A 22,963-nucleotide genomic window follows, 5' to 3' on the forward strand; every position below is an offset into this window, starting at 1 on the left:
GTGAGGTATATCCGCAAAGCCTGGCACTGGCTGACCAGCATGCGCACGGCTCTGGCATTGCTCTTTTTGCTCGCCATTGCCGCTATTCCGGGCTCTCTCCTGCCGCAGCGCTCTTTGAATGAGTCCAACGTCAATGACTTCATCGAGACCAACGGCAAGGTTGCGGAGCTCTACGATAAGCTGCAATTTTTTGACGTCTTCTCTTCGGTGTGGTTCCAGGCCATCTACGTGCTGCTCATGATTTCACTGGTGGGCTGCATCATTCCGCGCTCCTGGGATCATTACAAGGCATGGAAGACTCCGCCTACCCGAGCGCCGAAATACCTGGAGAAGATGCCGCTCAACGCCACGGGACACTCGGAGAAATCTCCGGAGGACATCGCCGCGGCGACGAAGACCATGCTGAAGAAGTGGCGTGTTTCGGAGGTGTCTCCGGACAAAGACCGCGCCGGTGCGCAGTCCTTCTCCGCTGAGCGTGGCTATGCCCGAGAACTGTGCAATCTCATCTTCCACGTTGCTCTCGTGGCCATTTTGCTCACCATGGCTGCCGGCCGTTTGGTGACCTACGAGGGCCAAGTCATTGTGGTGACGGAAAAGAACTCCCAAGGCCAGACCCAGGAGCAGAGCCAATCCACGGAGTTCTGTAATACCTCCACCTCTGTGTATGATTCCTTCCGCGCCGGGCCGCTTTTCGACGGCACCGGGCTCCACCCCTTCTGCTTCCTGGCCCACGACTTCACGGCGGACTACCTGCCGAATGGCCAGGCGGAGATGTTTACCTCCAACGTGTCCTATGCCGTGGGCGATGACATCTTTAGTGACCCATCGACATGGGAGGATTACCAGCTTCAGGTAAACCACCCGCTGCGTATTGAGAATAACCGCGTTTACCTGCAAGGTCACGGCTTTGCGCCGACGATGACCGTGGAGTGGCCCAACGGCGAAAAGCGCACGCAGACCATTCAGTTCCAGCCGAATGACATGACCTACTTCCTGTCCTCGGGTGCGATGCGCTTTGATCCGCCAGCAGGTATGTACCCGGACTTGTACGAGCGCCGCCAGAATCAGATCGCCATCCAAGGGCTTTTCGCCCCAACGGCCGAGTGGTCTGGAGAAAACGGCAAGCTGCTGCAGTCTTCCTTCCCAGCGATGAATGACCCGGCCGTGGCTATTGACATCTACCGTGGCGATGCCGGTTTGGACACGGGCCGCCCGCAGTCCTTTTTCTCCCTCGACCCCAACCTCATCCAGACGGGTCAGCTGCAGAAGATCGACCGCGTCAACCTCACGCAGGGTGAGTCCGTCACACTGGATGATGGCACGAAGATCAGCTTCGATGGTGCTTCTGAGTTTGCGAACTACCAGATTTCCTATGACCCCTTCCAAGGGTGGGTTCTGGTGTCTGCCTTGGTGATGCTGCTATCCCTTGTGGGCTCGTTGGTGATTAAGCGCCGCCGCGTGTGGGTACGCATCCGCCCGTCCGCTGATGGTGGCACCGATATTGAGATGGGTGGCCTTGCCCGCACTGACCGCGCCGGCTGGTCTGAGGAGTTTTATGCTCTGCATCGTGAGCTCCTCGAGCTGCCGGACCCAGATGAGGTGGAGGAAGACGAGCTCTACTCCGCCGACTAAAGGTGAGAGACTTATCAGTCAAAAGTTGGATAGTGCTTCGTCAGGGGAGTACCCTTATGAGCACTATAAATCTCTCCGTTCCTGTAGCACTGTGAAGGCAAGGTTTCTCATCCATGCAGATTGATCAGAATCTGTCCAACTTTTCGGACATCGCCGTCCAGACCGCATTCGTCATTTACGCGCTCGCGTTGGTGATGTCGCTGGTGTACTACGGCCGTATGCAGAGCCTTATCGAGGCATTGCGCGCTCGTTCAGCAGCGGCAGAGTCGCAGCGTGAGCTCGCCACCGTGGGCGCTCCCGCAGCTGACACTGAGCATGGTGACGTTCCTCCGGCCGGTACCGTTGACGAGGCTGACCTGGCCAAGAAGCAGGAGCGCGCCGACAAGTTGGGCGGGATGACGCAGATGCTGCTGTGGCTGGGCATTGCTCTGCACCTTGCGGCGATCGTGCTGCGCGGCCTGGCGACCAGCCGCTTCCCCTTTGGCAACCTCTATGAGTACGTGCTCATGGTGACCGCGGGCGTCATGGTGGTGGCCACCATATCCATGCAGCGCAAGGAGTGGCGCACCATGTGGCCGTGGCTGCTCACCCCGATCTTGGCGCTGATGTTCTACGGTTCCACCAAGCTCTACGCAGAGTCCGCGCCGGTTGTCCCGGCGTTGCAGTCGCACTGGATGCCTATCCACGTCACTGTGGTTTCGCTCGGCGCGTCAATTGGTATCGTTTCCGGCATCGCATCCCTGCTTAGTGTGCTGCGCCAGTACCAGCACAAGGGAACCGAGTATGGCTTCTTCGGTGCGCTTGCTCGCCCGCTGCCGTCAGCCAAGAAGCTGGATCAGCTGGCCTACCGCCTTGGCGTGGTGACCCTGCCGACCTTGGGGCTGGGCATCGTGCTTGGAGCGATCTGGGCAGAGTCCACTTGGGGCCGTTACTGGGGCTGGGATCCGAAGGAGACTGTGTCCTTTGCCACCTGGATCCTCTATGCTGCGTACCTCCATGCCCGCGCTACGCCTGCCTTCCGCAAGATTGCTCCCTACATCAACATCGCTGCGATGGCGCTCATGGTCTTCAACCTGTTCTTTATCAATATGGTCGTTTCCGGCCTCCACTCTTACGCGGGACTGAACTAAATGTCTGATACCCACAAACCTCGCCATAAGCAAGGCAAGCCGGCCGGCGATAACCCGCAGCTCATCGCTCTTGGTGATGTCTTTGCCGAGCGCCGCCGCGAACTCGGTATCCTGCAGCAGGACTTGGCTGATAAGGCCGGAATTTCACGCTCCACCCTGCACACCATTGAGCATGGAGGCTCTGGTGTGCGCTGGGAGAAGGTCGCCGCGGTGGCGGAGGCCCTCGGCCTCGACATGGCGTTTACGCCGAAAGACTAATTCTCTTCGTCCTTCTGCTCAGGGTCCGTTGAGTTTGTGGAGCCGCGTGAGCGTCGACGCCGCTCTTCTTCCTTGCGCTGTTCCTCCCGCTCCTTGGCGCGGCGCTCCTTGAAGCGCTGCTTCTCCAGGTTCCACAGGAATTCTTCGTCATCATCGGGGCCCTTGATAGCTGGGCGCTGCGGCTGCTGTGGCTGCTGCACCTTCTTCCAACTCGACGGCCCAAATGCCTTCCACACTAGGACTGCCGCGAGGACAAACAACAGTAGTAGTATCAATCGACCCATGCGTTGTATTCTACGGAATACCCGCTAAATAAAAGTGAGAATGATGAGCCAGACAGAGAACACCGCCTACGAGTCCCAGAACCCTGAGCCGCCAAAGCCGGATCCCGCGCTGAAGCGCCGCTCGCGCGCGGCGTTGTGGAAGTATGGCGCCGCCCGTGTGGTGCTGTTCCTCGTGCTCACCGCGGTGATTCAGCTGCTGGCTATAGCTATTGGTGTGGCCATCCCCGTGCTGGTGTCGGCTCTGCTGGCGTTGTTCGTGGCACTGCCGCTATCCATGCTGATCTTCTCGAAGTGGCGCGTGGAAGCCACCCAGACCTTGGCGGAATACTCCGCTCAGCGCAAGGCCCACAAGCAGTGGGTACAGGCAGAGCTGGCTGGCCGCTAAAGCGACGAGCTAAATAAAGGCCAACGCCAGGGCGTTGATGACCGCCCACACGAGCATTGCGCGCCCGGTCATGCCCAGAACCGGGATGAGCTTCGGGCCGCGAGCGCCGCGGTTGACGGTGCGGATAGCGCCCAGCGCTAGGGGGAAGTAGAGCAAGGAGGCTAGCGCTGCCCACGAGTCAAAAGCTAGCCCCACGGTGAGCAGCACCGGGATCAACAGCAGGGTCATGAATAGCGTGCGGGAGCGCCTATCACCCAGGCGCACCGCCAGCGTGATTTTCCCGGCTTCTTTGTCGGAGGGGATGTCACGGATATTGTTGGCCAAGTTCACCGCGGAGCTCATCCCACCGATACCGATGGCCAAAGCCAGGCCAGTCCAGGTGATGCGGCCTGCTTGTGTGAACTCGGTTCCCAGCACTGCGACGAGGCCGAAGAAGATGAAGATGGCGATTTCACCTAGCCCGCGGTAGCCGTACGGGTTCTTGCCGCCGGTATAGAACCAGGCGCCGGCAATGCACACGGCACCGACGAGGATGAACCAAGCCGCATTTGCTGCCAAGGAGAGCGAGATGCCGGCGATGGCCGCCACGCCGAAGCAAGCGAATGCCGCGAACTTCACGTGCTGCGGCTTCGCCAGCCCGCCGCCGGTAAGGCGTTGGGGCCCGGTGCGGTCATCATCGGTGCCGCGAATGCCGTCCGAGTAGTCATTGGCGTAATTGACACCGATGATGAGCGCCCACGCCACGATGAGTGCCAGGAAGGCGCGGCCCCAGTGCAGGCCGTGCGCCGCGGCGGCGGCGCCGGTACCAGCGATAACGGGAGCAAAGGCATTGGCCCAGGTGTGCGGGCGAGCACCCTGGAGCCAATCGGCAGGAGTGGCGGAATAGGCAGACATGCTCACTATTGTGCCACTGGTGTGGTGTGCTGCGGCAATGAGCTGGTGCGTTGGCGAAGGCGGTAGATAATGAGCACCGCGACGAAAATAACGGCATTGCTCACTGTCATTGCGGCGGAGGTCGCTGCGTCGAGGACATAGGCAACCCAAAAGCCCACGACTGCGCTGATCGCGGCAACGCCACAGGCAGTTAACACCAGTGCGGGCACGCGCTGAGTAAGCAGCCGCGCAGTCATCGACGGGAATACCATGAGGGCGATGACCAGCATGGCACCGGCAGCGTGAAAAGCGGCGGTGGCAGTGCAGGCAACCACGGTCATAAATATGATGTGAAGAACGCGCGTGGGCACCCCGCGTGCGGCACAAAAATCGGCGTCAAAAGTCGTGGCGGATAAACGCGGCAGTGTAAGGGCGAGGAAGAGAGCATTGATACCCAGCACTGCGGCCATGATGTAGCAATAGTTGGGATTGGAGAAGGCCGCGAGGTTGAGATCACCGACGAGAACGGCGTGGACATCAAGGTGCACGTGGCTCATGTGCGTAGAAATCAGGATGACTCCGGCGGCAAACAGGGCGGGAAAGACCAATCCGAGGGCGGAATCAGCAGTCACCAGCGGGCTGCGCTGTAGTGCGTCAGTTCCCAACGCCACCACCAAGGCGCCAGCGGCCGCGGTAACGAGCAAGATGGGTGAATCTAGATCTGCGGTAAAGAGGTAGCCGACGGCAATTCCGGGAAGGACGGCATGGCCGATGCCGTCGATAAGCATGGCCTGGCCTTTGAGGACAACAAAGGTGCCGGGGATAGCACAGGCCAAGGCGGTCAGGACGGCAAGAAGACAAGCAGTGGCGGCGAGGGTCATGAGGCGAGCTTTCTGCTGAGGAGGCTGATGGTGACGAGCGCTGCCTGAACCAAGACGATGACCGGACCGGTGGGCAGCGGGCCGTGCGCAATGGAGACATAGCAGCCGAGAGCAGCGGTGGCCGCGCCGAGGAACCCGGAGAGCGCGATGAAAGGTAGCAAGCGCGTGGTCCAGGGGCGGGCAGCGGCGGCAGGGCTGATGACCACGGCGACCATGAGCACTACGCCGACGACTTTGACGCCGAGCACCGTGATGGCGGTGAGGGCGAAGAAACTAGCCGTGTTGAGGAACGAGGTGCGGATGCCGGCTACCTGGGCAAAACTTGAATCAAAAGTGACTGCGGCCTGCCGGGTGTGAATGAGGAAAAGAAAAAGCAGCACGCAGCCACCGATGATGAGTGTGGACCGTACATCCGCGCGAGTGAGCGTGGAGGCATTTCCCAGCAAATAATCCTGGATTCCGGCCTTGCCAGGCAATGGTCGGCGGGAAATATACTGCATGAGCAGCATTCCCACCGAGAAAAATGTGGTTAGCGTGGCCGCCATCGCAGTGGTTTGCCCCAGGGGAGTTAACCGCGGGATGAGGTGAATGCACCCCACCGCGAGGGTTCCGGTGAGCAGGGCGCCGCAAGAAAGAAGCCAGACATTTCGCCCGTCCCAGCCAATGGCGGTGGCCACGAGGAAGGCGGTGAGCAGTCCAGGCAGGGAAGAATGCGAGATGGCATCGGCCAGCAGGCTGGTGCGGCGAACATATACCAGTGGGCCTAGCGCGCCAGCGCAGCCACCGATGAGCACGGTGCCCAGGAGTGCCTGGGTATAGGTGTAGTTCTGAAGAAGCTCGAGTGGGTTCATGATGGCAGGGAAAACATGTCGGCAATGGCGGACTCGGTAAGTACCTGCTCGGTGGGGCCAGCAGCAATGAGCCGGCCGTGGCCGACCATGAGGACCTCATCGCAAAAGTCGGCGACCTCCGCCAGGTTGTGATGCACCAGCAGGATGGTCACGCCGTTCTCGCGCAGTTCCTTGAGTACATCCATGATGGCGCGCTGACTCGCGGCATCGACACCAGCGAAGGGCTCGTCGAGGATGATGAATTCCGGCTCGCTCACGAGCGTGCGCGCCAACAACACGCGCTGGCGCTGACCACCAGACAGGGCGGAAATCGGCAGCTGCGCGTGTGCCTGCATTCCGGTGCGGGAAAGCGCGGCGTGAGCGGCGTCTTTGTCAGCGCGGCTGGGCCACTGCCACCAGCGCAGCCCGGCGGTGCGGCCCATCAGGGCGACGTCGAAGGCGGTGGCCGGGTAGCTCCAATCGATATCCGCATGTTGGGGCATATATCCGAGACGCTGCCGAAAATGTGCCAGATCGACGCCATCGAAGGTCATCGACCCGCAGGCTAGAGGCGGAAGGAGCCCGACCAGCGTGCGGACCAGAGTGGACTTTCCCGACCCATTCGCGCCTACCAGTCCGGTGATGGTCGCGGGGGTGAGGGTGAAGGAGGCGTCGTGAAGCACCGGCGTGCGTGGATAGCCGGCGGTGAGTTTTTCAACGTGGAGCATTAGCTCAGTGCTTTCGCCACGGCACTAGCGTTGTGCTCAAAGGCTCCGAGGTAGGTATCGGTGGGGGCTTCCGGGCCGAGGGTATCGGCAAAGAGCTCCTCATCCGAGATGGTGACTGTCCAGTTGCGGGATTCTACGGCTTCCTTGAGAGAAGTGATGGCCTGTGGGTTCGCCTGGTTATCTTGGAAGATAACGGGGACCTTTTTCTCCGCGATGGTATCCGCGAGCTCGGAGATCTCAGTGGCGGACTTGGTGGCTTCGGTGGTCACGAAGTCGGTGGCTTGGACTTCAAAGTCGAAGGTCTTGCCGAAGTAATTGAAAGCGTCATGGCCGGTGATGAGAACGCGCGGGGAGGCGCTTTCGAGTTCCTTAGCGGCCTTGTCGTGCGCGGCTGCAATCTTGTCTTCATATTCATCGGCGGCCGCGGCATAGTCTTCGGCATTGTCAGAGTCGATTTCACCGAGTTTGGTGCCGATGTGATCGACGACCTGGCTCCACAGCTCGGGGCTATTCCAGATGTGCGGGTCGTAGAGTTTTTCGCCCTTGTCGCCTTGCTCGGGCCACGGCAGGAGGTCAGCAGTATCGAGCTGTTCGCCGACAGCTAGCTGCTTCTCACCGAGGGAGGAGAGCTGGTCCACCATTTGCGCCTCGAGGTGAAGGCCATTCCAGAGGACGAGGTCGGCGTCCTGCATCTTTTCAATATCGCGCGTGGTGGGCTGGTAGGTGTGTGGATCGCCGCCGGGGCCGACCATGGTGGTGATGTCGGCGTCCGGGGCGATGTTGGCGGCCGCATCAGCCAAGTAACCGGTCGTGGCGAAGATCGTCAGATTGTCGTCCTGGGCTTCGGCGGAGTCGCTGCTGGTGCAGGCAGTCAGCGCGGTGGCAGCCACGAGGGAAGCGAGGGGAAGGGCAATAATTTTCTTCACGGGAAACCTCTCTTATTAAAAGTGAATGTCGATGTTCAACAGATTGAACTTGAAAGAGCATAAGTGCTGAAACCGTTGGAAGCAATAGGCTGAACTACGATGGGGGTATGCACATCAGCGAGCTGCCCGAACGTACCCAGGATTACCTCAAGATCCTCTGGACCTATGAGGAGAAAGAGGGCGCTAATACCGCGATGCCGCTGGGGGACCTAGCTAAAGCGGCGGGGCAGAAGCTGCCCACCACGTCGGAGGCGGTCAAGCGCCTGGCCGCGAAGGGGCTGGTGGAACACGAACGCTACTTTGGTGTTCGGCTTGTTGAGGAAGGCCGGCGGCTGGCTGTGGCAATGGTGCGCCGGCATCGACTCCTGGAAACCTTCCTCGTGCGCACTCTGGGCTATACCTGGGATGAGGTGCACGATGAGGCGGAAATGCTAGAGCACGCGACGTCCGACAGGCTCGTTGAACGCCTCGATTCTTTCCTGGGCAACCCCGCCCGCGATCCGCATGGTGATCCCATACCTGCCCCGGATGGCACTGCCGAGCCGGTCTCGCGCATTACGCTTATCGACGTCCCCGCGCAGACCCCCGTCACCGTGGAGCAGGTCACTGACGCGGATGGCGAATTTCTGCGCTACCTGGATAAAAATGGAGTGCGGCCGGGAGTGGAATTGTCCGTCGTTGCCCCCTCGGTTGCGGGTGTGCTCGAGGTTGCCGTCGACGGCGGTGCGCACTTCCCCCTCGGGGAATCCGCTGCGCGCGGCATTGCCGTACGCAGCTTTGGCGAAGCGGAGGCTTAGCTGCCCCACGTGCGGGCGACGGCGAGGCGGTCAACCTTGCCGGGGCCGGTGGTGGGGAGTTCAGGCAGGCGCTTGAAATCCTTGGGGATGTGCCACCGGGGAAGGCCAACGTCATCGAGAGCCACGAGGATATCGCCGACATCCGCCCATCCGGTATAGGCGGCAACGATCATCTGCCCCAAGCGTGGGTGGGGGATGCCAACCACGCACACGCTCTCCACTCCCGGCACGCGCAGGATGTGCTGCTCGAGCTGCTCCGGGTGGAGCTTGAGCCCGCCGGTGTTCAGGATGTTGTCGAGGCGCCCGGTGACGGTGAGGTGGCCGTCGTGAAGCGCGCCGGCGTCGGAGGTAGCAAACCACGAGGTGCCGGATTCATCCACCATAAAGGCGTCTGAGTCCACGTTTCGGTAGCCCTGCGCAATCATGGGCCCGCCGAGGTAGATGCGGTTTTCCTCGCCGATGCGAACAAGAGCGCTATCGAGGGGACGGCCGTCGTAGACGCATCCACCGGAAGTTTCTGAGGAACCGTAGGTGGTGACGATATTGATGCGCAGCTTCTTCGCCGAATCCAATAGTTGCGGGTGGGTGGCAGCGCCCCCGACGAGGATGGCATCAAAGGTGCGCAGTGCCTCGATTCCCTCGAGAGAATCCATGGCCTTGGCCAGCTGCATGGGGGTCAGTCCCGTGTATGAGCGATCCCCGGTGGCGGCCAGCTCGTGCGCGGCGCGGGCGAAATTGGGGATGGAAAAACCTTCCGACAGGTCAAGGCAGAGCGGCTCCACACCCGCGACGAGCGAGCGCACCAATACCTGGATGCCCGCGATGTGGGAGGCAGGCATGGCTAGCAGCCACTGACCGGTGCCGCCGAGAGCCCGGTGCGTGGCATCGGCGCTGGAGACCAAGTTGGCAGCCGTGAGTTGCGCGCCCTTCGGTGTGCCCGTGGACCCAGAGGTGGCCACGACCAGCGCGATGGGGGAATCAATGGGTTCTCCTGCGCGCATGTGGTTGCGCAGCAGCTGCGCGCGGGTACGGTCCTCCGCCGGGACGGGCAGGAAGGTGGCTTGTCCTGCGATGGCCGCTTCCAGATCAGGCAGGATGGCGGCGGGGTCATGTGGATTGACAGGCAGAGGGGAGAGGATGGTCACGGTTAGCTAGGTTACCGCCCGCGGTGTTCGTAAGGGTTGATGAGCTCGTCTTCCTGATCGAAGGGGCGCTCACCATCCCTCTGCGCCTGCTGGATGCGGCGCAACATCCACACTCGAGACGCAATGACGGCAATGAGCGCGATGGCAGCGAGGGCAATGGCGAAATACAGCACTGTGGATTCTCCTCGAGGAATGACGGTTAGTAGTAATACGGGAAGTCATCCCAGTTGGGCTCGCGCTTTTCCAGGAAGGATTCCTTGCCCTCGACGGCTTCGTCGGTCATGTAGGCCAGGCGCGTGGCTTCTCCAGCGAAGACCTGCTGGCCCATGAGACCATCATCGGTGAGGTTAAAGGCGAACTTGAGCATGCGCTGGGCGGTGGGGGACTTCATGTTGATTTCACGGCCCATCTGGATGGCGGCGTCTTCCAGGTCGGCGTGGTCAGCCACCTCGTTGACTGCGCCCATCTCGTACATGCGCTGGGCATCATAGGTGCGGCCCAAGAAGAAGATCTCGCGGGCGTATTTTTGGCCCACCATCTTGGCTAGGTAGGCGGAGCCATAGCCGGCATCGAAGGATCCGACGTCGGCGTCAGTCTGCTTAAAGCGAGCTTCCTGGCGGGAGGCAATGGTCATATCGCACACCACGTGCAGCGAGTGTCCGCCACCGGCGGCCCAGCCGTTGACTACGGCGATGACCACCTTGGGCATGGTGCGGATGAGGCGCTGGACCTCCAGGATGTGCAGGCGTCCGCCTTCGACCTTCTCGCGGGCGGTGTCCACCGTGGATTCGTCTGCAGTAGCGTCATCGTGTGCATGCTCGGTGGCGTAGCGGTACCCGGAGCGACCGCGAATGCGTTGGTCACCACCGGAACAAAAGGCCCAGCCGCCGTCCTTCTCCGATGGGCCGTTGCCGGTGAGCAGCACCGTGCCGACGTCCGGGGTGCGGCGCGCATGGTCGAGCGCGCGGTAGAGCTCATCCACCGTGTGCGGGCGGAAGGCATTGCGGACTTCCGGACGGTCGAAAGCGATGCGGACGATGCCGTCCTTGCGCTTAGGCTGCGGCCCATCACTGATGAGTCGGTGGTAGGTGATATCCGTGAGGTCCTCAAAGCCCTCTACAGTCCGCCAGAGTTCCGGCTTGAAAGGATTATCGGTGCTGTAGTTCTTCTGCTCGCTCATGGCACACCAGCTTAATTGGAAAGCAGCGCGCCGGAAGTATAGTCCCCATTCCCAACCCTCACCCACACTCTCCGCCCAGCGCGGCGGTGATAAACAATACTCAATACTGCGGGCAATTCCCGGCAATGTACACGTGTAATCCGTACAAGCGCGGTACACCATACAGTGGGACGGAGTCGAACCTCCCTGCCTTCGTGCGCTATAAAGGCGCCTGAGAAGCACTGGGCTTTCCCTGCCCAGAAGGGTTGCGCTCGCTGCGGAAAGTGTGGGCTACCGTCGCGTGCGAAGTACGCGACATGACTATGTGCCGCTAGAGTGCGGCGCACATAAGCGGCAGACCTTATTTAGTTATCAGTTCCGTGTTCCAGTTCAGCTGCTGAATGCGGGTGTCGAGCTCGCGGTACTGGCGGGCCAGGTCGTCGGCGCGCTCGCGCAGCCGTGGTACCGGAACAGTGGCCACGAACTTGATCTCCGAGCGGGAGTAGCGGTCGTGGCGTGCCCCGGCCTGCTCGGCCAGGCCTTGGTAAATGCGGCGTTTGCGCAGAAGGCCATCACGAAGCGCGAGTGCTTCCATGAGCGAGCGCTCCTCATCGAAAGCCGTGGCCGTGTTGGTGGCGTTAATGGCGATGACGAGCTCATCAATGCGGGTGGTTACGCCCTCGAGCTCGCGGAGAAGATCCGTGGGGTTCTCATCAGGCTCGTCACCCTCCTGCACGCGGACAGTCGCCGCGAGGCGGTCCTTCAAAGAGTTGAGGCGCTCCTGCGCTTGGGCGCGCTCAGCCAAGGCTTCAGCAAGTAGCATGGTCCCTCCTTTTCCCTTAATGGAATTGTTTGTCTCAGCAATTGTACGGCAGACAGGAGGCTGCACCTTGGAGCCGTGACGGTTTTAACAAATAGTGCCCCAAAATTGCGAAAACCCAGGGCCTTATTTGATCGTTGTGTACGTTGTGCCAGATTGGTCGGTATGTTTTCGTAAATAAGCTCGGAAATGTTCGGGTTTGGGGAGCCCTATTTACCAAAACGTACCGAGGCCCAGCGGTTGTCGCTGGGCCCGGACAAAGAGTGGAAGTCACTACCCAATAAACATGAACGCAAACAGCGTGTTGAGGATGGTCGCCACGATCATCGGCACGGAGGTGCGCTTAACCAGTTGGATGGGGTTGACCTTGATGGCGCCGGAGACGATGAGCACGGCGGCGTTCACCGGGGAGACCTGGCGCATGAGGTTGGAGGTACCCCAAATAGCGGTGAGCATCTGCGGGGCATGGATGGAGGTTTGCGAGGCCAGGTTCGGCACCACCTCAGAAAAGGCGAAGTAGGGTGCGGTACCGGAACCGGTCAGGGCGGCCATTGCGGCCGTGGAGGCCACGAAGATAAGGACGATAAGGACGGCTGCACCGGAGGAGCCCTCGGTGGCGTCGATAAGCATGTCGATCACACCCATCTGCGTGATGCCCTCCACGAGGACTGCGGCGGCGACCAGCAGGGCCACAACGCCTGCTGCGCCCTCACCCATGCCCTTGAAGAAGGTGGCCATGGAGTCCACGGCGCCGGTGACGGTGCGGTTGCGGATGGACTCGATGATCATCGCGATGAAGAGGGAGACCACGGTGACAGGGAGGATGCCGCCCTCAAACGGGATGATGCCCATCTGCTTGAGGATGGCAGAGATGATGATGAGCAGCAGCGGCATGAGCGGCAGGATTGCGTAGAAACCTGGCAGGGCGGCGGCGCGGGCGATGGCTTCCTCAGTGGCCTTATCACTCAGGGAATCAGCGCTGACTGCGCCGGAATCGATGGCCTTGCGAGCGTCCACCTTGTCACAGCGGCGCTGCCACCACATGTGGACAAAAGCCGTGATAAGGAGCGTGGGCACCGTGGCGTGTGCGACGGCGCCGTATACGAACTCCGTGGGGGTCATGTTCGTCAAATCTGCGCCTTGAATAAGGCCGGCCTCCAGCGGGGTAGGCACGATGGTGGAGGAGGTGACCACGATGGCACCCACGGTCAGCGGGGTTAGCCCGGCGGCGATGAGTGCCGGGAGGAGAGTAGCCACGAGGAGTAGGGAGAGCGCGGCGGCTGAAGGGATCACCAGCGAGAGGAGGGTGCCCAGGATAAAGCCCACAGGTACGAGCCAGTAGGAGCCTTTGAAGCGCTTCAGTGGGGCGGAAAGTACAACGACGGTTTTCGCGTCGGCACCGATGTGTCGCATGTAGGAGACGAAGCCGAAGAGCACCATAATGGCCATGCCGATGCCAGAGAAACGCGACTTAAACAGTGCGTCAACAACAAGCAGCTGGTCATAGAAGGCGTTGCCAGTCGCTTCAATCTCGGTGGTGCGGAATTCCGCGCGTCCGGTAAGTGCAGCGAGCATGAGCAGAACAACGCCGACGGCAAAGATGGAGGCCGCTGCGTGGACCTTCTTGTAAATAAGATAAACAACTGCGGCGATGGCCAACAGTGCGATGAGAAGATAAAGCATCTGAAGATCTTTCTTCTGGTTATAACCAATTACTTTTCTAACCTAACACCACCCGTGCCATCTGTCGCATTTAACCCCGCACGTACGATGGGTGCCATGCAGATTGATGATCTCCTCGACCGCGCCCACGTGGTGTCCTTGCCGCTCGCCGTGAAATTCCGCGGCATCACCACGCGGGAAGCACTGCTTATCGAAGGCCCTCACGGCTGGGGTGAATTCGCTCCCTTCCTTGAGTACGGACCAGAGGAGTCCGCGCGATGGCTCGCGGCTGGTATCGAAGCTGCCTACGAGGGCTTCCCCGAACCCGTGCGTGAGCTGATCGAGGTCAACGGCACTATCCCCGCTATCCCCGCGGAGCAGGTGCCCGACGTGATGGCGCGCTACCCCGGCTGCCGCACGTTCAAGATCAAGGTCGCTGAGAAAGGTCAGACACTGGAGGATGACATCGCGCGCGTCGCTGCGGTGCGTGCCCACATTGAGGCTCAGGGCCGTGTCCCCGTCCTGCGCGTGGACGCCAACTGTGGCTGGAGCGTCGAGGAAGCTGTTACTGCGGCGAAGGAACTCATGCCTCTGGATTACATGGAGCAGCCGTGCGCGAGCGTCGAGGAGCTGGCGGAGGTGCGCCGCCAGCTCATGCGCGCCGGGATTTTCGTGCGCGTAGCGGCCGATGAATCCATCCGCAAGGCCAGTGACCCGTACCGTGTCGCGGAGCTGCAGGCAGCAGACGTTGCGGTGGTCAAGCCCGCGCCTCTCGGCGGCGTGCGCAAGGTCCTCGAGGTGGCTAAGCACCTGCGGGAGCGCCATATGGACATCACGGTGGCTTCTGCTTTGGATACCTCAGTGGGTATATCAATGGGGCTTGCTGCTGTGGCCGCCTTGCCCCAGATTTATGATGATGAGGACATTGACGTCGTCCCGGCTGCCGCGGGGCTGGCCACGGGGTCATTGTTCCTAGAAGATGTCACCGCGCCGCGCGAGCTTATCGACGGCCACCTCCGCGCCGCAGCTCTCACCCCCGATCCAGATCGTCTTGCCGCTTTGGCCGCACCGGATGATCGGCGTGACTGGTGGTTTGAGCGCGTGCGTCAGTGCTGGTCATACTTATAAACTCGCACCTCACGGTCGATGTCTGGGCCGGGGCGTAGGCTGGTTGACATGACCGTTTCTGTGAGAGATGCACACCTGCACAACCTCCGTAACGTTGATGTGGACCTGCCACGCGGCAAGCTCGTAGCTGTCACCGGTGTGTCCGGTTCAGGTAAGTCCTCCCTTGCTTTCGGCACCATCCACGGCGAGGGCCAGCGGCGCTACCTAGAGTCCGTGGCGCCTTTTGCCCGGCGTCTTATTGCTTCGGCCGTCGATCCGCAGGTCGGACGCATCGATGGTCTGCCGCCAACAGTGGCGTTGCAGCAGTCAGCCTCGACGGGTGGTGCTCGCTCCACCGTGGGTACGATTTCCGCCATCTCCAACTCGGTGCGCTTGCTGTATTCGCGCTGCGGCGAGAACCCTGAGGGCCTTTATTCTGATTCCTTCTCCCCGAATACTCCGGAGGGTATGTGCCCCGAGTGCCAAGGTACCGGTGTAGTACACGAGCCCACGGAAGCATCCATGGTGCCGGACCCCAGCTTGAGTATTGAAGATGGCGCCATTGCCGCCTGGCCCGGCGCCTGGGCCGGTAAGAACTTCCACGACATCCTGGAAGAACTAGGCTACGACCTCGACTCGCCGTGGGAAGACCTGCCACAGAAAGATCGCGACTGGATCCTTTTTACGGAGGAGCGTCCAGTTGTCACGGTCAAGCCCCACCGCGGTGAGGATCAGATCCAGCGTAACTACAAAGGAACATGGCGGTCGGTAGCGTCCTACCTGCGTAAAACCTTCGCGGAGACGAACTCCGACACTCTTCGCGCCCGCACGCTCAGCTACATGGAATCCCATAAATGCACCACGTGTGATGGCCGCCGTCTTAACCCGCGGGCCCTCAAGGTGACGTATGCGGGCTTGCCTATCGACGTCTTCAATAGCCTTCCGCTAGCGGATGCCCTCGAACTCCTCACCACGCGCTCCCCACAACCGAATGATGCTGAGGACCTGTTGCTCAAGACCATTCGCCCGGCCTTGGAGTCCGCCCTTGAGCTGGGCCTAGGACACCTCAGCCTGGATCGTCCCACAGACACGTTGTCTGCAGGCGAAGTGCAGCGTCTACGCCTAGCGGCGCAGCTGCGCTCCGGTCTCTTTGGTGTCACGTATGTGCTCGATGAGCCGTCCGCGGGCCTCCACCCGGCAGAGCGTGATGCAGTGCTGGATATCTGCCGCCGTTTCATCGATGAAGGTAACTCCGTCCTGCTGGTAGAGCACGATATGAACCTGGTGAAGCATGCGGATTGGCTCATTGACGTTGGACCGCGCGCCGGGGAGCGCGGCGGCGAAGTGGTCTATTCAGGTCCCGTTGCGGATTACGACGCAGACACCCCCACAGCCCGCGCCTTGGCACGCCCGCATCCAGAGCCCAACGGTGAGCCGCGTGAAGCGCATGGGGCAGTCGAACTGCGCAACGTATGCTCGAACAACATCGATGGCCTCGATGTGAACTTTGGCCTGGGCCAATTCACAGTACTGACCGGCCTTTCCGGCTCCGGTAAGTCGACTTTGCTGCACGTGCTCGATGACACCCTTGCAGGAGATGACAGTCCGAAGGCCGTCAAGCGCGTGGTATCCATTACGCAAAAGCCCATCGGCCGCACGCCACGCTCCACGGTGGCGACGTACACCAACCTTTTTGACAATGTGCGCAAGCTTTTTGCGTCCACGCCTGAGGCCAAGGAAAAGAAGTGGACCGTCTCCCGCTTTTCCTACAACGTCAAGCAGGGCCAGTGCCCTACGTGTGGAGGCGCCGGACAAATCGAGGTTGAGCTCGTCTTCCTCCCCGGCTCCTACACCCAGTGCCCGGACTGCCACGGCAAGCGCTATAACGAGGACACCCTGTCCATCCGCTGGAATGGCTACACCATCGCGGACATCCTTGACCTCACCGTGGAAGAAGCCCTCGACGTCTTTGCTGATGAGGCGCCGATCCTCCACGCTGTGCAGACCCTCGACGCAGTCGGATTGGGTTACCTGCGCCTAGGCCAAGGTGCCCCGGAGCTCTCCGGTGGTGAAGCGCAGCGCATCAAGCTTGCCACGGAGCTGCAACGCTCTCGCAATTCCCGCCGTGGGCACACCGTTTACCTGCTGGATGAGCCAACGACCGGCCTCCACCCGGCCGATATCGAGCTGCTGATCACGGAGCTGCACTCTCTGGTGGATGCGTCCCACACCGTTGTTGCCGTGGACCACGACCTCGGCCTCATCGCCGGGGCGGACCGCGTCATCGAGATGGGGCCAGGCTCCGGTGTTGAGGGCGGTGAGATTGTGGCGGACGGCGCGCCGGCCGAGGTCTCCGCGGGTGACACACCGACGGGCGCGGTACTGAGCGGCGTAGGCACGCGCTAGGAACGCACGATAAGGTGAATTCCATGACCAACAACAATGGTGAGAACGAGACGCGCCAGTTTGGCCGCGTCACCGGTGACAACGAAACGCGCCAATTTGGTGCACCTCAGGCGGGTAGCAACCATCAGCAGCCCCGCCAGCAACCACCGCAGCGCCCCCAGCAATACTTCCCAGAGCCTGGTTCACAGAACTCATCGGAATACGAGCAGCCCTACCAGCAGGCGCAGTACGATCCGGTTCCTTCTAGCTACACCGTCGAGGAACCGAAGAAGGGCGGCAGCGGAGCATTGGCCTATGTCTTCGCAGCCATCGCAGCCATTGCCGTCGTCACTGCCGGTGTGCTTTTCTTCCTGTGGCGCGGTGCAGCCGAGGAGGCCAATAAGCCTGCCCCAGAGCCGGTAACCCACACGCAGACCGTGACCACGGAGGTTCCCACAACGGTGACCACCACGGAGGATGCACCGCGCGACGAGATGCCGCCGGAGCTCCCGACGGATTTGCCCACCGACCTTCCGCCGGAGCTGCAGGACCAGCTGGATCAGGGCGGCGATGACTTGGAAGATCTGCTCAATGAGCTCTTTGGTGGGCTTGAGACAAACAGCGGGGCGGATAGTGTCTAACCCTGAATCGATGGAACTTGCCCAGGCTTTGGCTGCGCAGCTGTCGCGGCACCTCACGGACGTGGTCCTGTGCCCAGGCTCGCGCAACGCGCCGTTGTCGCTGGCGCTCCTCGCACGGTCTGATGTGCGTGTGCACACCCGTCTGGATGAGCGTTCCGCTGCCTTCGCTGCTCTGGGGTTGGCGCGGGTGCAGCGCCGCCACGTCGGCATAGTCATGACCTCGGGCACCGCGGTGGCCAACGCTCTACCGGCGATGGTGGAAGCGCACTACTCGCACACGCCGCTTGCCGTCATCAGCGCGGATCGGCCCGCTCGTATGGTGGGCACGGGAGCGTCCCAGACCATTGAACAGCAGGGCATCTTCGGCGTGTATGCACAGACCACCCAGGTGGACAGTGCTGCTGATGTTCCACTCATCGCGGAGCGTTTCCTCGCTGACCGGCAGGTGCACATCAACGTCGCTCTTGACGTGCCTCTGGTAGGCGAGGAGCTTCCGGGTGAGCCGAACGATGTCACGCAGCACCGCGCGCGTACCCCGCGCTGGTCCAACCATGGCGAGGTGGCTGTGGATCTGAGCCGCAATACGCTCGTCGTCGCGGGTGACGAAGCCTGGGAGGTTGAGGGCCTCGAAGACGTGCCGACGATTGCTGAACCCACCGCCCCCGCGCCTTACCACCCAGTGCATCCCGCCGCGGCGCACCTTTTCCGCCGTGCGCAGGTCTCCGCCAATGACTACGTGGTCAACACCAAGGTGGAGCAGGTCATCGTCGTGGGGCATCCCACCTTGCATCGCGGGGTTGTGGCATTGCTCAGTGATCCCGATATCGACCTCATTTGCCTGTCCCGCACGGAGGATTTCACCAACCCGCGCGGTGAGTCCGCACAGCTAGGCACCACAGTGAAGACCAGCGGCGAGCCTACGCGTGAGTGGATGAAGATCTGTGCAGGAGCTGCCCAGATGGCAGCAGACGGTGTTCGCGAGGTCCTCGCAGAGACCACGGGTGAGGAGGCCACGGACTCTGAAATTGGCTTCACTGGTCTGCACGTTGCTGCCGCGGTGGGGGATACCTTGTCCGTGGGAGACATTCTGGTGTTGGGGGCATCGAACCCGGTACGGGATGCCTCGCTTATCGGCCTTCCTTTTGATGGTGTGGAGACCTATTCGCCGCGTGGTGCTGCCGGTATTGATGGCACCGTTGCCCAAGCCATCGGCATCGCCGTGGCCACGCAATCTCGTGAGGCAGATGCGCCCCGCGCACCGCGCACCGTGGCGCTCATGGGGGATGTCACCTTCCTCCACGACGCCACCTCCCTCATCCTCCCCGAGGACAATCCTCGCCCGGAGAACCTCACCATCGTCGTGGCCAATGACAATGGCGGCGGTATTTTCGAGCTGCTTGAGCAAGGCAGTGAGGCGCTGCGCCCCTCCTTCGAGAAGGCGTTTGGGACGCCGCATGGGGTGGGCGTCGCTAAGCTTGCAGAAGCCTGCGGCGCTGAGCATCGTGAGGTGAGCACGGCGCAGGAGCTTCTCGACGTCCTCGCGGAGCTCAAGGAATACTCCACCGGTATCACCGTGGTTGAGGCCCACACCACGCGCTCCTCGCGGCGTGCGCTGCAGGAGGCACTGGCGGCCAAGGTGGGTCAGTAACGTGACGCGACGGCGGGTGCGCCAGCTCATCCTGATGCTCTATGCTGCCGCCCTGGTGGGGATGGCTGGCATGGTTCTTGGGCCTTTTCTCAATGACCGCACCATTACCGCGAATCCCGGGCGAGCGCTGGCCACGGTGACAGATGTGGGCCGCTTGCGCACCTTCGTCGACTTCCAAGATGGTGAGGGCATCTACCACACCCCGACGACCGGTCTGCTTTATCCCACCGGGTTGGGCGAGGGGCAACAGGTGTGGGTGCTCTACGCTAAAAATAATCCTGACCTCGTGAAAGTCGAAGGCCGCGAGTGGACGCTATCGGTGATTCCGGCCCTGTCCTCAGCGGTTGTGGCGACTCTCATCGCGGGTGCATGCTGGTGGGGAAGCGGAAAAATTAACCGAAACTTTGCACGGGCGTTACCAGAGGAGAACAAAGACAAGGAATGATGGGGCGCATGCGTGTAGCCATCGTCGCAGAATCCTTCCTGCCTAACGTCAATGGAGTAACGAACTCCGTGCTGCGCGTGCTCGAGTACCTTCACGAGCACGGTCATGAGGCCATCGTTATTGCTCCTGGCGCCCGTGATGGCCAGGAGGAGATCCCTGATTACCTGGGGTTTAGCATTGTTCGTGTCCCTACCGTGCGAGTGCCACTGGTGGATTCTTTACCTGTTGGGGTGCCCACCACTGCTGTGGATGAGGCCCTTCGTGAATTCAAGCCGGACATTATCCACTTGGCCAGCCCATTCGTCCTCGGCGCGGCGGGAGCGTTCTCTGCCCGCCAGCAACGGATTCCGGCCGTGGCGCTCTACCAGACTGATGTAGCGGGATTTGCCACCAAGTATCACGCCTCCGCGTTGGCCTATGGCGTGTGGGAGTGGCTGCGCACCATTCACAACGCCTGCCAGATGACGCTTGCCCCCTCCTCGCTCACCATCGCTGACTTGGAAAAGCACCACATCAAGAACGTGCGCCACTGGGGCCGTGGTGTCGATTCGGAGCGCTTCCACCCTTCGAAGCGCTCGGCTGCGCTGCGCCGCGAGTGGGATCCGACTGGCCGCAGGAAAATCGTGGGCTTCGTTGGCCGCCTCGCCGCCGAGAAAGGCGTGCACCGTCTATCCGCGCTGAACGGGCGTGATGATATCCAGCTCGTCATTGTGGGTGACGGTCCGGAGCGTCCGCTGCTCGAGGCCCAGCTTCCCACTGCGGTATTCACTGGAGCCTTGAGCGGTGAGGAGTTGGCTGCGGCGTATGCCTCCCTCGATGTGTTTGTTCATGCGGGAGAATTTGAGACGTTCTGCCAGGCTATCCAGGAGGCGCAGGCCTCGGGCGTACCCACCATTGGGCCCCGCGCGGGCGGACCGGTGGATCTTATTGAGGAAGGCTACAACGGGCTGCTTCTCGACGTTCCAACGTTCGTCGAGGACCTCCCCACTGCCGTCGATGCTCTACTCAACCCAGAGATCCACCAGGAACTGCGTGAGAATGCCCGCGAGTCCATTTCTTCCAAGACCTGGCCGGCGCTGTGTGAGCAGCTGGTGGGCTACTACGAGGAAGTCTTGGAGGATGTTCGCGAGGTGCCGCTGACCATCTTTGGCCAGCGGCCTGAGCTACCGCGCTGGGCCGCTCGCGCTTTGGGCGCGCGCGTAGCCTAGACTTGGCTTTTGTGTCTAAGGCAGATCTGGAGAAAAAGCCCTTCGATGTTGCGCGCATGTTTGACGCGGTGGGCAAGAAGTATGACATCACCAACACGGTGCTGTCTTTTGGCCAAGACGCGCGGTGGCGCCGCCTGACCCGCGAGAGGCTTGACCTGAAGCCGGGGGAGAAGGTCCTGGACCTTGCCGCCGGAACGGCGGTGTCTACCGTCGAACTGGCCAAGTCCGGTGCGTGGTGCGTGGCCTGTGATTTCTCTCGCGGCATGCTTGCAGCAGGTGAAGGCCGTGATGTGCCCAAGGTTGCTGGCGACGGCATGCGTCTGCCTTTTGCGGACAACACCTTTGATGCGGTGACCATCTCCTATGGCCTGCGCAATATCCACGACTTCGAGCTAGGACTGCGTGAGATGGCACGCGTGACCAAGCCCGGTGGGCGCCTCGCCGTGGCGGAGTTTTCCAAGCCAGTCATCCCGGTATTCGGCACCGTGTACAAGGAATACTTGACTCGCCTGCTGCCGCCGATTGCACAGGTCGTCTCCTCCAACCCGGAGGCCTACATTTACCTGGCGGAGTCCATTCGTGCGTGGCCAGAGCAGCACGAGCTTGCAGCGGCGATTAATCGCAACGGCTGGACGCAGGCAGGCTGGCGCAACTTGACCTTCGGCATCGTGGCTTTGCACTCCGCCGTCAAACCTGCTTAAGCATCCCAGAGGGGAGTGTCGCGGCGCAGCGCCGACACTGCACCCCCGGCTAGGCGCCAGGCGCGGGCGACGAGGTCCCGGTCTTCGTCGGTGATGAGATTGCCCATGAGTCGTGCGGCAGCGGGCATGAGCATGCGGCCGACAGGACCGCGCATCGCTACAGGTCCGGCGAGTGGAAGGAATTGCGGGTAGGTGAGCAGGCGTGCGGCTGTGCGCGCTAGGAGGAAAGCCTCGCCGTATTCCGCATGGAGTCGATCCGGCCAGGCTAATGTGACGTCCTTCGTCCCCAGCATCTCCACGGCCATGGCGGCTGTTTCGAGCCCATAGTCAATGCCTTCACCGTTGAGTGGGTTGACGCAGGCAGCGGCATCACCGATAAGCATCCAATTGGCGCCGGCGACGCCGGACACGGCTCCTCCCATGGGCAGCATCGCGGACGTGACGTTGCGAAGCTCGCCCAATCCCCACTCGCTTCGCTGCTGCTCGGCATAGAAGTGAAGGGCCTTCTTCGTGTTGAGATGGGCGGGACGCGTGGCCGTTGACAGCGCGCCGAGACCGATATTGACGTGCTGGCCCAAGGGGAAGATCCACCCGTAGCCTGGCTGCACAACGCCGTCAGGATCCTTGAGCTCGACATGGGAATGCATCCACTCCTCGCCATCGTGTGGGGAGGCTGCATAGGCGCGGGCAGCAATGCCATACACCTCGTCGCGGTGCCACGTGCGTCCCAGCTGCTTGCCAAACGTGGAGCGCACGCCGTCGGCCACGATGACCCACTGTGCGGTGACGCGCTGCTTGTCGACGTCAAAGGAAACGAGACGGTTTCCTTCCAGTACCGGGGTTGTCGCTGTGCCTGTGAGGAGGCGTGCGCCGGCGTCCCGGGCAACGGCGACAAGCAGTGCATCAAACTCATAGCGAGGCAGCGCTGTGCCTTCCCGTGAAGGATAGGTTGCCGGCCAAGGTGCGGTTACTGTCCCGCCAAATCCGTGTAGCTTGAGCCCCCGATTGCGGTAGGTGGCGTTGACTTCAACACCCAGAAGATCCAACTGGTGCAGAGCGCGCGGGGTCAGGCCATCGCCGCAGGTCTTATCGCGGGGGAAGGGGGAGGAATCGATCAGCAGGGTGTCGTAGCCTGCTCGTGCGGCATGGATCGCGGCGGCAGCGCCAGCGGGGCCCGCGCCAACAACGGCAACGTCTACAAGGGTGGAATCGATCTGCTCCGACATGGGGACTATCATTGCACGGGATACTGGCCTTGAGTGTGTTGAGGGCCGTGCTATGGGCTACGGTAAGTAAACACTAGGATTTTTGAGTTAAA

24 protein-coding genes are annotated in these 22,963 nt (G+C 61.5%); 12 read left to right on the top strand and 12 right to left on the bottom strand.

What is annotated here, in order from left to right; translation table 11 throughout:
* The 3 genes from CSING_RS01745 to CSING_RS01755 all read left to right on the top strand — a co-directional run bounded on the left by CSING_RS01745 (nt 1) and on the right by CSING_RS01755 (nt 3,020).
* Nucleotides 1-1,632 carry a cytochrome c biogenesis protein ResB gene (locus CSING_RS01745; RefSeq protein WP_042529177.1) on the top strand — a complete coding sequence of 544 codons (1,632 nt, stop codon included), beginning with the start codon at nt 1-3 and terminating at the stop codon, nt 1,630-1,632.
* Between the two features lie 113 nt (nt 1,633-1,745).
* Nucleotides 1,746-2,762 carry a c-type cytochrome biogenesis protein CcsB gene (gene ccsB, locus CSING_RS01750; RefSeq protein ID WP_042529179.1) on the top strand — a complete coding sequence of 339 codons (1,017 nt, stop codon included), beginning with the start codon at nt 1,746-1,748 and terminating at the stop codon, nt 2,760-2,762.
* Nucleotides 2,763-3,020 carry a helix-turn-helix domain-containing protein gene (locus CSING_RS01755; RefSeq protein ID WP_042529181.1) on the top strand — a complete coding sequence of 86 codons (258 nt, stop codon included), beginning with the start codon at nt 2,763-2,765 and terminating at the stop codon, nt 3,018-3,020.
* On the opposite strand, the gene CSING_RS01760 is transcribed toward CSING_RS01755, so the two are convergent.
* Entirely contained in the window at nt 3,017-3,304 is a 288-nt protein-coding gene (locus tag CSING_RS01760) for a hypothetical protein (RefSeq protein WP_042529183.1), read from the bottom strand. The two genes, CSING_RS01755 and CSING_RS01760, sit on opposite strands and share 4 nt — an antisense overlap.
* 43 nt (nt 3,305-3,347) lie before the next feature.
* On the opposite strand from CSING_RS01760, the gene CSING_RS01765 reads away from it, so the two are divergent.
* The gene (locus tag CSING_RS01765) at nt 3,348-3,689 is read left to right on the top strand and encodes a DUF4229 domain-containing protein (RefSeq protein WP_042529185.1); all 342 of its coding nucleotides are present in this window, start codon (nt 3,348-3,350) and stop codon (nt 3,687-3,689) included.
* Between the two features lie 9 nt (nt 3,690-3,698).
* Here the strand turns inward: CSING_RS01765 and CSING_RS01770 are convergent, their stop codons facing one another.
* Genes CSING_RS01770 through CSING_RS01790 form a run of 5 tightly spaced genes read right to left on the bottom strand, consistent with a single transcriptional unit; the run spans nt 3,699 to nt 7,927 of the window.
* A complete protein-coding gene (locus CSING_RS01770) occupies nt 3,699-4,583 on the bottom strand; it encodes a 1,4-dihydroxy-2-naphthoate polyprenyltransferase (protein ID WP_042529187.1) in 885 nt (294 codons plus the stop codon).
* A gap of 5 nt (nt 4,584-4,588) precedes the next feature.
* Complete coding sequence (locus tag CSING_RS01775; RefSeq protein ID WP_042529188.1) at nt 4,589-5,443, bottom strand: metal ABC transporter permease; 855 nt, start codon at nt 5,441-5,443, stop codon at nt 4,589-4,591.
* Complete coding sequence (locus tag CSING_RS01780) at nt 5,440-6,294, bottom strand: metal ABC transporter permease (protein ID WP_042529189.1); 855 nt, start codon at nt 6,292-6,294, stop codon at nt 5,440-5,442. The genes CSING_RS01775 and CSING_RS01780 overlap by 4 nt, the downstream gene beginning before the upstream one ends.
* Complete coding sequence (locus CSING_RS01785; protein ID WP_042529191.1) at nt 6,291-7,001, bottom strand: metal ABC transporter ATP-binding protein; 711 nt, start codon at nt 6,999-7,001, stop codon at nt 6,291-6,293. Before CSING_RS01785 ends, CSING_RS01780 begins: the two co-directional genes overlap by 4 nt.
* The gene (locus CSING_RS01790) at nt 7,001-7,927 is read right to left on the bottom strand and encodes a metal ABC transporter substrate-binding protein (RefSeq protein WP_042529193.1); all 927 of its coding nucleotides are present in this window, start codon (nt 7,925-7,927) and stop codon (nt 7,001-7,003) included. Before CSING_RS01790 ends, CSING_RS01785 begins: the two co-directional genes overlap by 1 nt.
* A 107-nt stretch (nt 7,928-8,034) precedes the next feature.
* Here CSING_RS01790 and CSING_RS01795 point away from each other — a divergent pair, with 107 nt between their 5' ends.
* Complete coding sequence (locus tag CSING_RS01795) at nt 8,035-8,724, top strand: metal-dependent transcriptional regulator (RefSeq protein ID WP_042529195.1); 690 nt, start codon at nt 8,035-8,037, stop codon at nt 8,722-8,724.
* On the opposite strand, the gene menE is transcribed toward CSING_RS01795, so the two are convergent.
* From menE to dcuC, 5 genes are all read right to left on the bottom strand, one after another.
* The gene (gene menE / locus CSING_RS01800; protein WP_042529197.1) at nt 8,721-9,869 is read right to left on the bottom strand and encodes an o-succinylbenzoate--CoA ligase; all 1,149 of its coding nucleotides are present in this window, start codon (nt 9,867-9,869) and stop codon (nt 8,721-8,723) included. The genes CSING_RS01795 and menE overlap by 4 nt on opposite strands.
* An 11-nt stretch (nt 9,870-9,880) precedes the next feature.
* Nucleotides 9,881-10,042, bottom strand: coding sequence for a hypothetical protein (locus tag CSING_RS13805; RefSeq protein WP_010189743.1), 162 nt, complete (start codon nt 10,040-10,042; stop codon nt 9,881-9,883).
* A gap of 26 nt (nt 10,043-10,068) precedes the next feature.
* The gene (locus tag CSING_RS01805; protein WP_042529199.1) at nt 10,069-11,049 is read right to left on the bottom strand and encodes a 1,4-dihydroxy-2-naphthoyl-CoA synthase; all 981 of its coding nucleotides are present in this window, start codon (nt 11,047-11,049) and stop codon (nt 10,069-10,071) included.
* 340 nt (nt 11,050-11,389) lie between these two features.
* Entirely contained in the window at nt 11,390-11,851 is a 462-nt protein-coding gene (locus CSING_RS01810; RefSeq protein ID WP_042529201.1) for a DIP1984 family protein, read from the bottom strand.
* 270 nt (nt 11,852-12,121) lie between these two features.
* Nucleotides 12,122-13,531 (bottom strand): C4-dicarboxylate transporter DcuC, encoded by a 1,410-nt coding sequence (gene dcuC / locus CSING_RS01815; RefSeq protein WP_042529203.1) that lies wholly within the window; start codon nt 13,529-13,531, stop codon nt 12,122-12,124.
* A gap of 96 nt (nt 13,532-13,627) precedes the next feature.
* On the opposite strand from dcuC, the gene CSING_RS01820 reads away from it, so the two are divergent.
* Genes CSING_RS01820 through CSING_RS01850 form a run of 7 tightly spaced genes read left to right on the top strand, consistent with a single transcriptional unit; the run spans nt 13,628 to nt 21,645 of the window.
* Nucleotides 13,628-14,638 (top strand): o-succinylbenzoate synthase, encoded by a 1,011-nt coding sequence (locus tag CSING_RS01820; protein ID WP_084226137.1) that lies wholly within the window; start codon nt 13,628-13,630, stop codon nt 14,636-14,638.
* Between the two features lie 48 nt (nt 14,639-14,686).
* Entirely contained in the window at nt 14,687-17,023 is a 2,337-nt protein-coding gene (locus CSING_RS01825; RefSeq protein WP_042529207.1) for an ATP-binding cassette domain-containing protein, read from the top strand.
* Nucleotides 17,024-17,046: 23 nt separating this feature from the next.
* Complete coding sequence (locus CSING_RS01830; RefSeq protein WP_042529209.1) at nt 17,047-17,643, top strand: hypothetical protein; 597 nt, start codon at nt 17,047-17,049, stop codon at nt 17,641-17,643.
* Nucleotides 17,644-17,653: 10 nt separating this feature from the next.
* A complete protein-coding gene (menD, locus tag CSING_RS01835) occupies nt 17,654-19,291 on the top strand; it encodes a 2-succinyl-5-enolpyruvyl-6-hydroxy-3-cyclohexene-1-carboxylic-acid synthase (RefSeq protein WP_236684058.1) in 1,638 nt (545 codons plus the stop codon).
* 34 nt (nt 19,292-19,325) lie between these two features.
* Nucleotides 19,326-19,736 carry a DUF3592 domain-containing protein gene (locus tag CSING_RS01840; RefSeq protein ID WP_236684059.1) on the top strand — a complete coding sequence of 137 codons (411 nt, stop codon included), beginning with the start codon at nt 19,326-19,328 and terminating at the stop codon, nt 19,734-19,736.
* 8 nt (nt 19,737-19,744) lie between these two features.
* Nucleotides 19,745-20,944, top strand: a complete 1,200-nt coding sequence (locus CSING_RS01845) for a glycosyltransferase family 4 protein (RefSeq protein WP_042533027.1) — start codon at nt 19,745-19,747, stop codon at nt 20,942-20,944.
* Nucleotides 20,945-20,955: 11 nt separating this feature from the next.
* The gene (locus tag CSING_RS01850) at nt 20,956-21,645 is read left to right on the top strand and encodes a demethylmenaquinone methyltransferase (RefSeq protein ID WP_042533029.1); all 690 of its coding nucleotides are present in this window, start codon (nt 20,956-20,958) and stop codon (nt 21,643-21,645) included.
* Here the strand turns inward: CSING_RS01850 and CSING_RS01855 are convergent.
* Nucleotides 21,642-22,883, bottom strand: a complete 1,242-nt coding sequence (locus tag CSING_RS01855; RefSeq protein ID WP_042529215.1) for a geranylgeranyl reductase family protein — start codon at nt 22,881-22,883, stop codon at nt 21,642-21,644. The two genes, CSING_RS01850 and CSING_RS01855, sit on opposite strands and share 4 nt — an antisense overlap.
* Nucleotides 22,884-22,963: the final 80 nt, after the last annotated feature.

This window comes from Corynebacterium singulare, assembly GCF_000833575.1.
GTDB classification, from domain to species: Bacteria; Actinomycetota; Actinomycetes; order Mycobacteriales; family Mycobacteriaceae; genus Corynebacterium; species Corynebacterium singulare.

Bases quoted from the DNA above. Each gene is read 5' to 3' on its own strand.
- CSING_RS01845 (WP_042533027.1), top strand. From the start codon at position 19,745: ATGCGTGTAGCCATCGTCGCAGAATCCTTCCTGCCTAACGTCAATGGA.
- CSING_RS01765 (WP_042529185.1), top strand. From the start codon at position 3,348: ATGAGCCAGACAGAGAACACCGCCTACGAGTCCCAGAACCCTGAGCCG.
- CSING_RS01825 (WP_042529207.1), top strand. From the start codon at position 14,687: ATGACCGTTTCTGTGAGAGATGCACACCTGCACAACCTCCGTAACGTT.
- CSING_RS01775 (WP_042529188.1), bottom strand. From the start codon at position 5,443: ATGACCCTCGCCGCCACTGCTTGTCTTCTTGCCGTCCTGACCGCCTTG.
- CSING_RS01770 (WP_042529187.1), bottom strand. From the start codon at position 4,583: ATGTCTGCCTATTCCGCCACTCCTGCCGATTGGCTCCAGGGTGCTCGC.
- CSING_RS01780 (WP_042529189.1), bottom strand. From the start codon at position 6,294: ATGAACCCACTCGAGCTTCTTCAGAACTACACCTATACCCAGGCACTC.
- CSING_RS01820 (WP_084226137.1), top strand. From the start codon at position 13,628: ATGCAGATTGATGATCTCCTCGACCGCGCCCACGTGGTGTCCTTGCCG.
- CSING_RS01840 (WP_236684059.1), top strand. From the start codon at position 19,326: ATGCTCTATGCTGCCGCCCTGGTGGGGATGGCTGGCATGGTTCTTGGG.
- CSING_RS01830 (WP_042529209.1), top strand. From the start codon at position 17,047: ATGACCAACAACAATGGTGAGAACGAGACGCGCCAGTTTGGCCGCGTC.
- CSING_RS01805 (WP_042529199.1), bottom strand. From the start codon at position 11,049: ATGAGCGAGCAGAAGAACTACAGCACCGATAATCCTTTCAAGCCGGAA.
- CSING_RS01760 (WP_042529183.1), bottom strand. From the start codon at position 3,304: ATGGGTCGATTGATACTACTACTGTTGTTTGTCCTCGCGGCAGTCCTA.
- dcuC (WP_042529203.1), bottom strand. From the start codon at position 13,531: ATGCTTTATCTTCTCATCGCACTGTTGGCCATCGCCGCAGTTGTTTAT.
- ccsB (WP_042529179.1), top strand. From the start codon at position 1,746: ATGCAGATTGATCAGAATCTGTCCAACTTTTCGGACATCGCCGTCCAG.
- menD (WP_236684058.1), top strand. From the start codon at position 17,654: ATGGAACTTGCCCAGGCTTTGGCTGCGCAGCTGTCGCGGCACCTCACG.
- CSING_RS01810 (WP_042529201.1), bottom strand. From the start codon at position 11,851: ATGCTACTTGCTGAAGCCTTGGCTGAGCGCGCCCAAGCGCAGGAGCGC.
- CSING_RS01755 (WP_042529181.1), top strand. From the start codon at position 2,763: ATGTCTGATACCCACAAACCTCGCCATAAGCAAGGCAAGCCGGCCGGC.
- CSING_RS01785 (WP_042529191.1), bottom strand. From the start codon at position 7,001: ATGCTCCACGTTGAAAAACTCACCGCCGGCTATCCACGCACGCCGGTG.
- CSING_RS01855 (WP_042529215.1), bottom strand. From the start codon at position 22,883: ATGATAGTCCCCATGTCGGAGCAGATCGATTCCACCCTTGTAGACGTT.
- CSING_RS01795 (WP_042529195.1), top strand. From the start codon at position 8,035: ATGCACATCAGCGAGCTGCCCGAACGTACCCAGGATTACCTCAAGATC.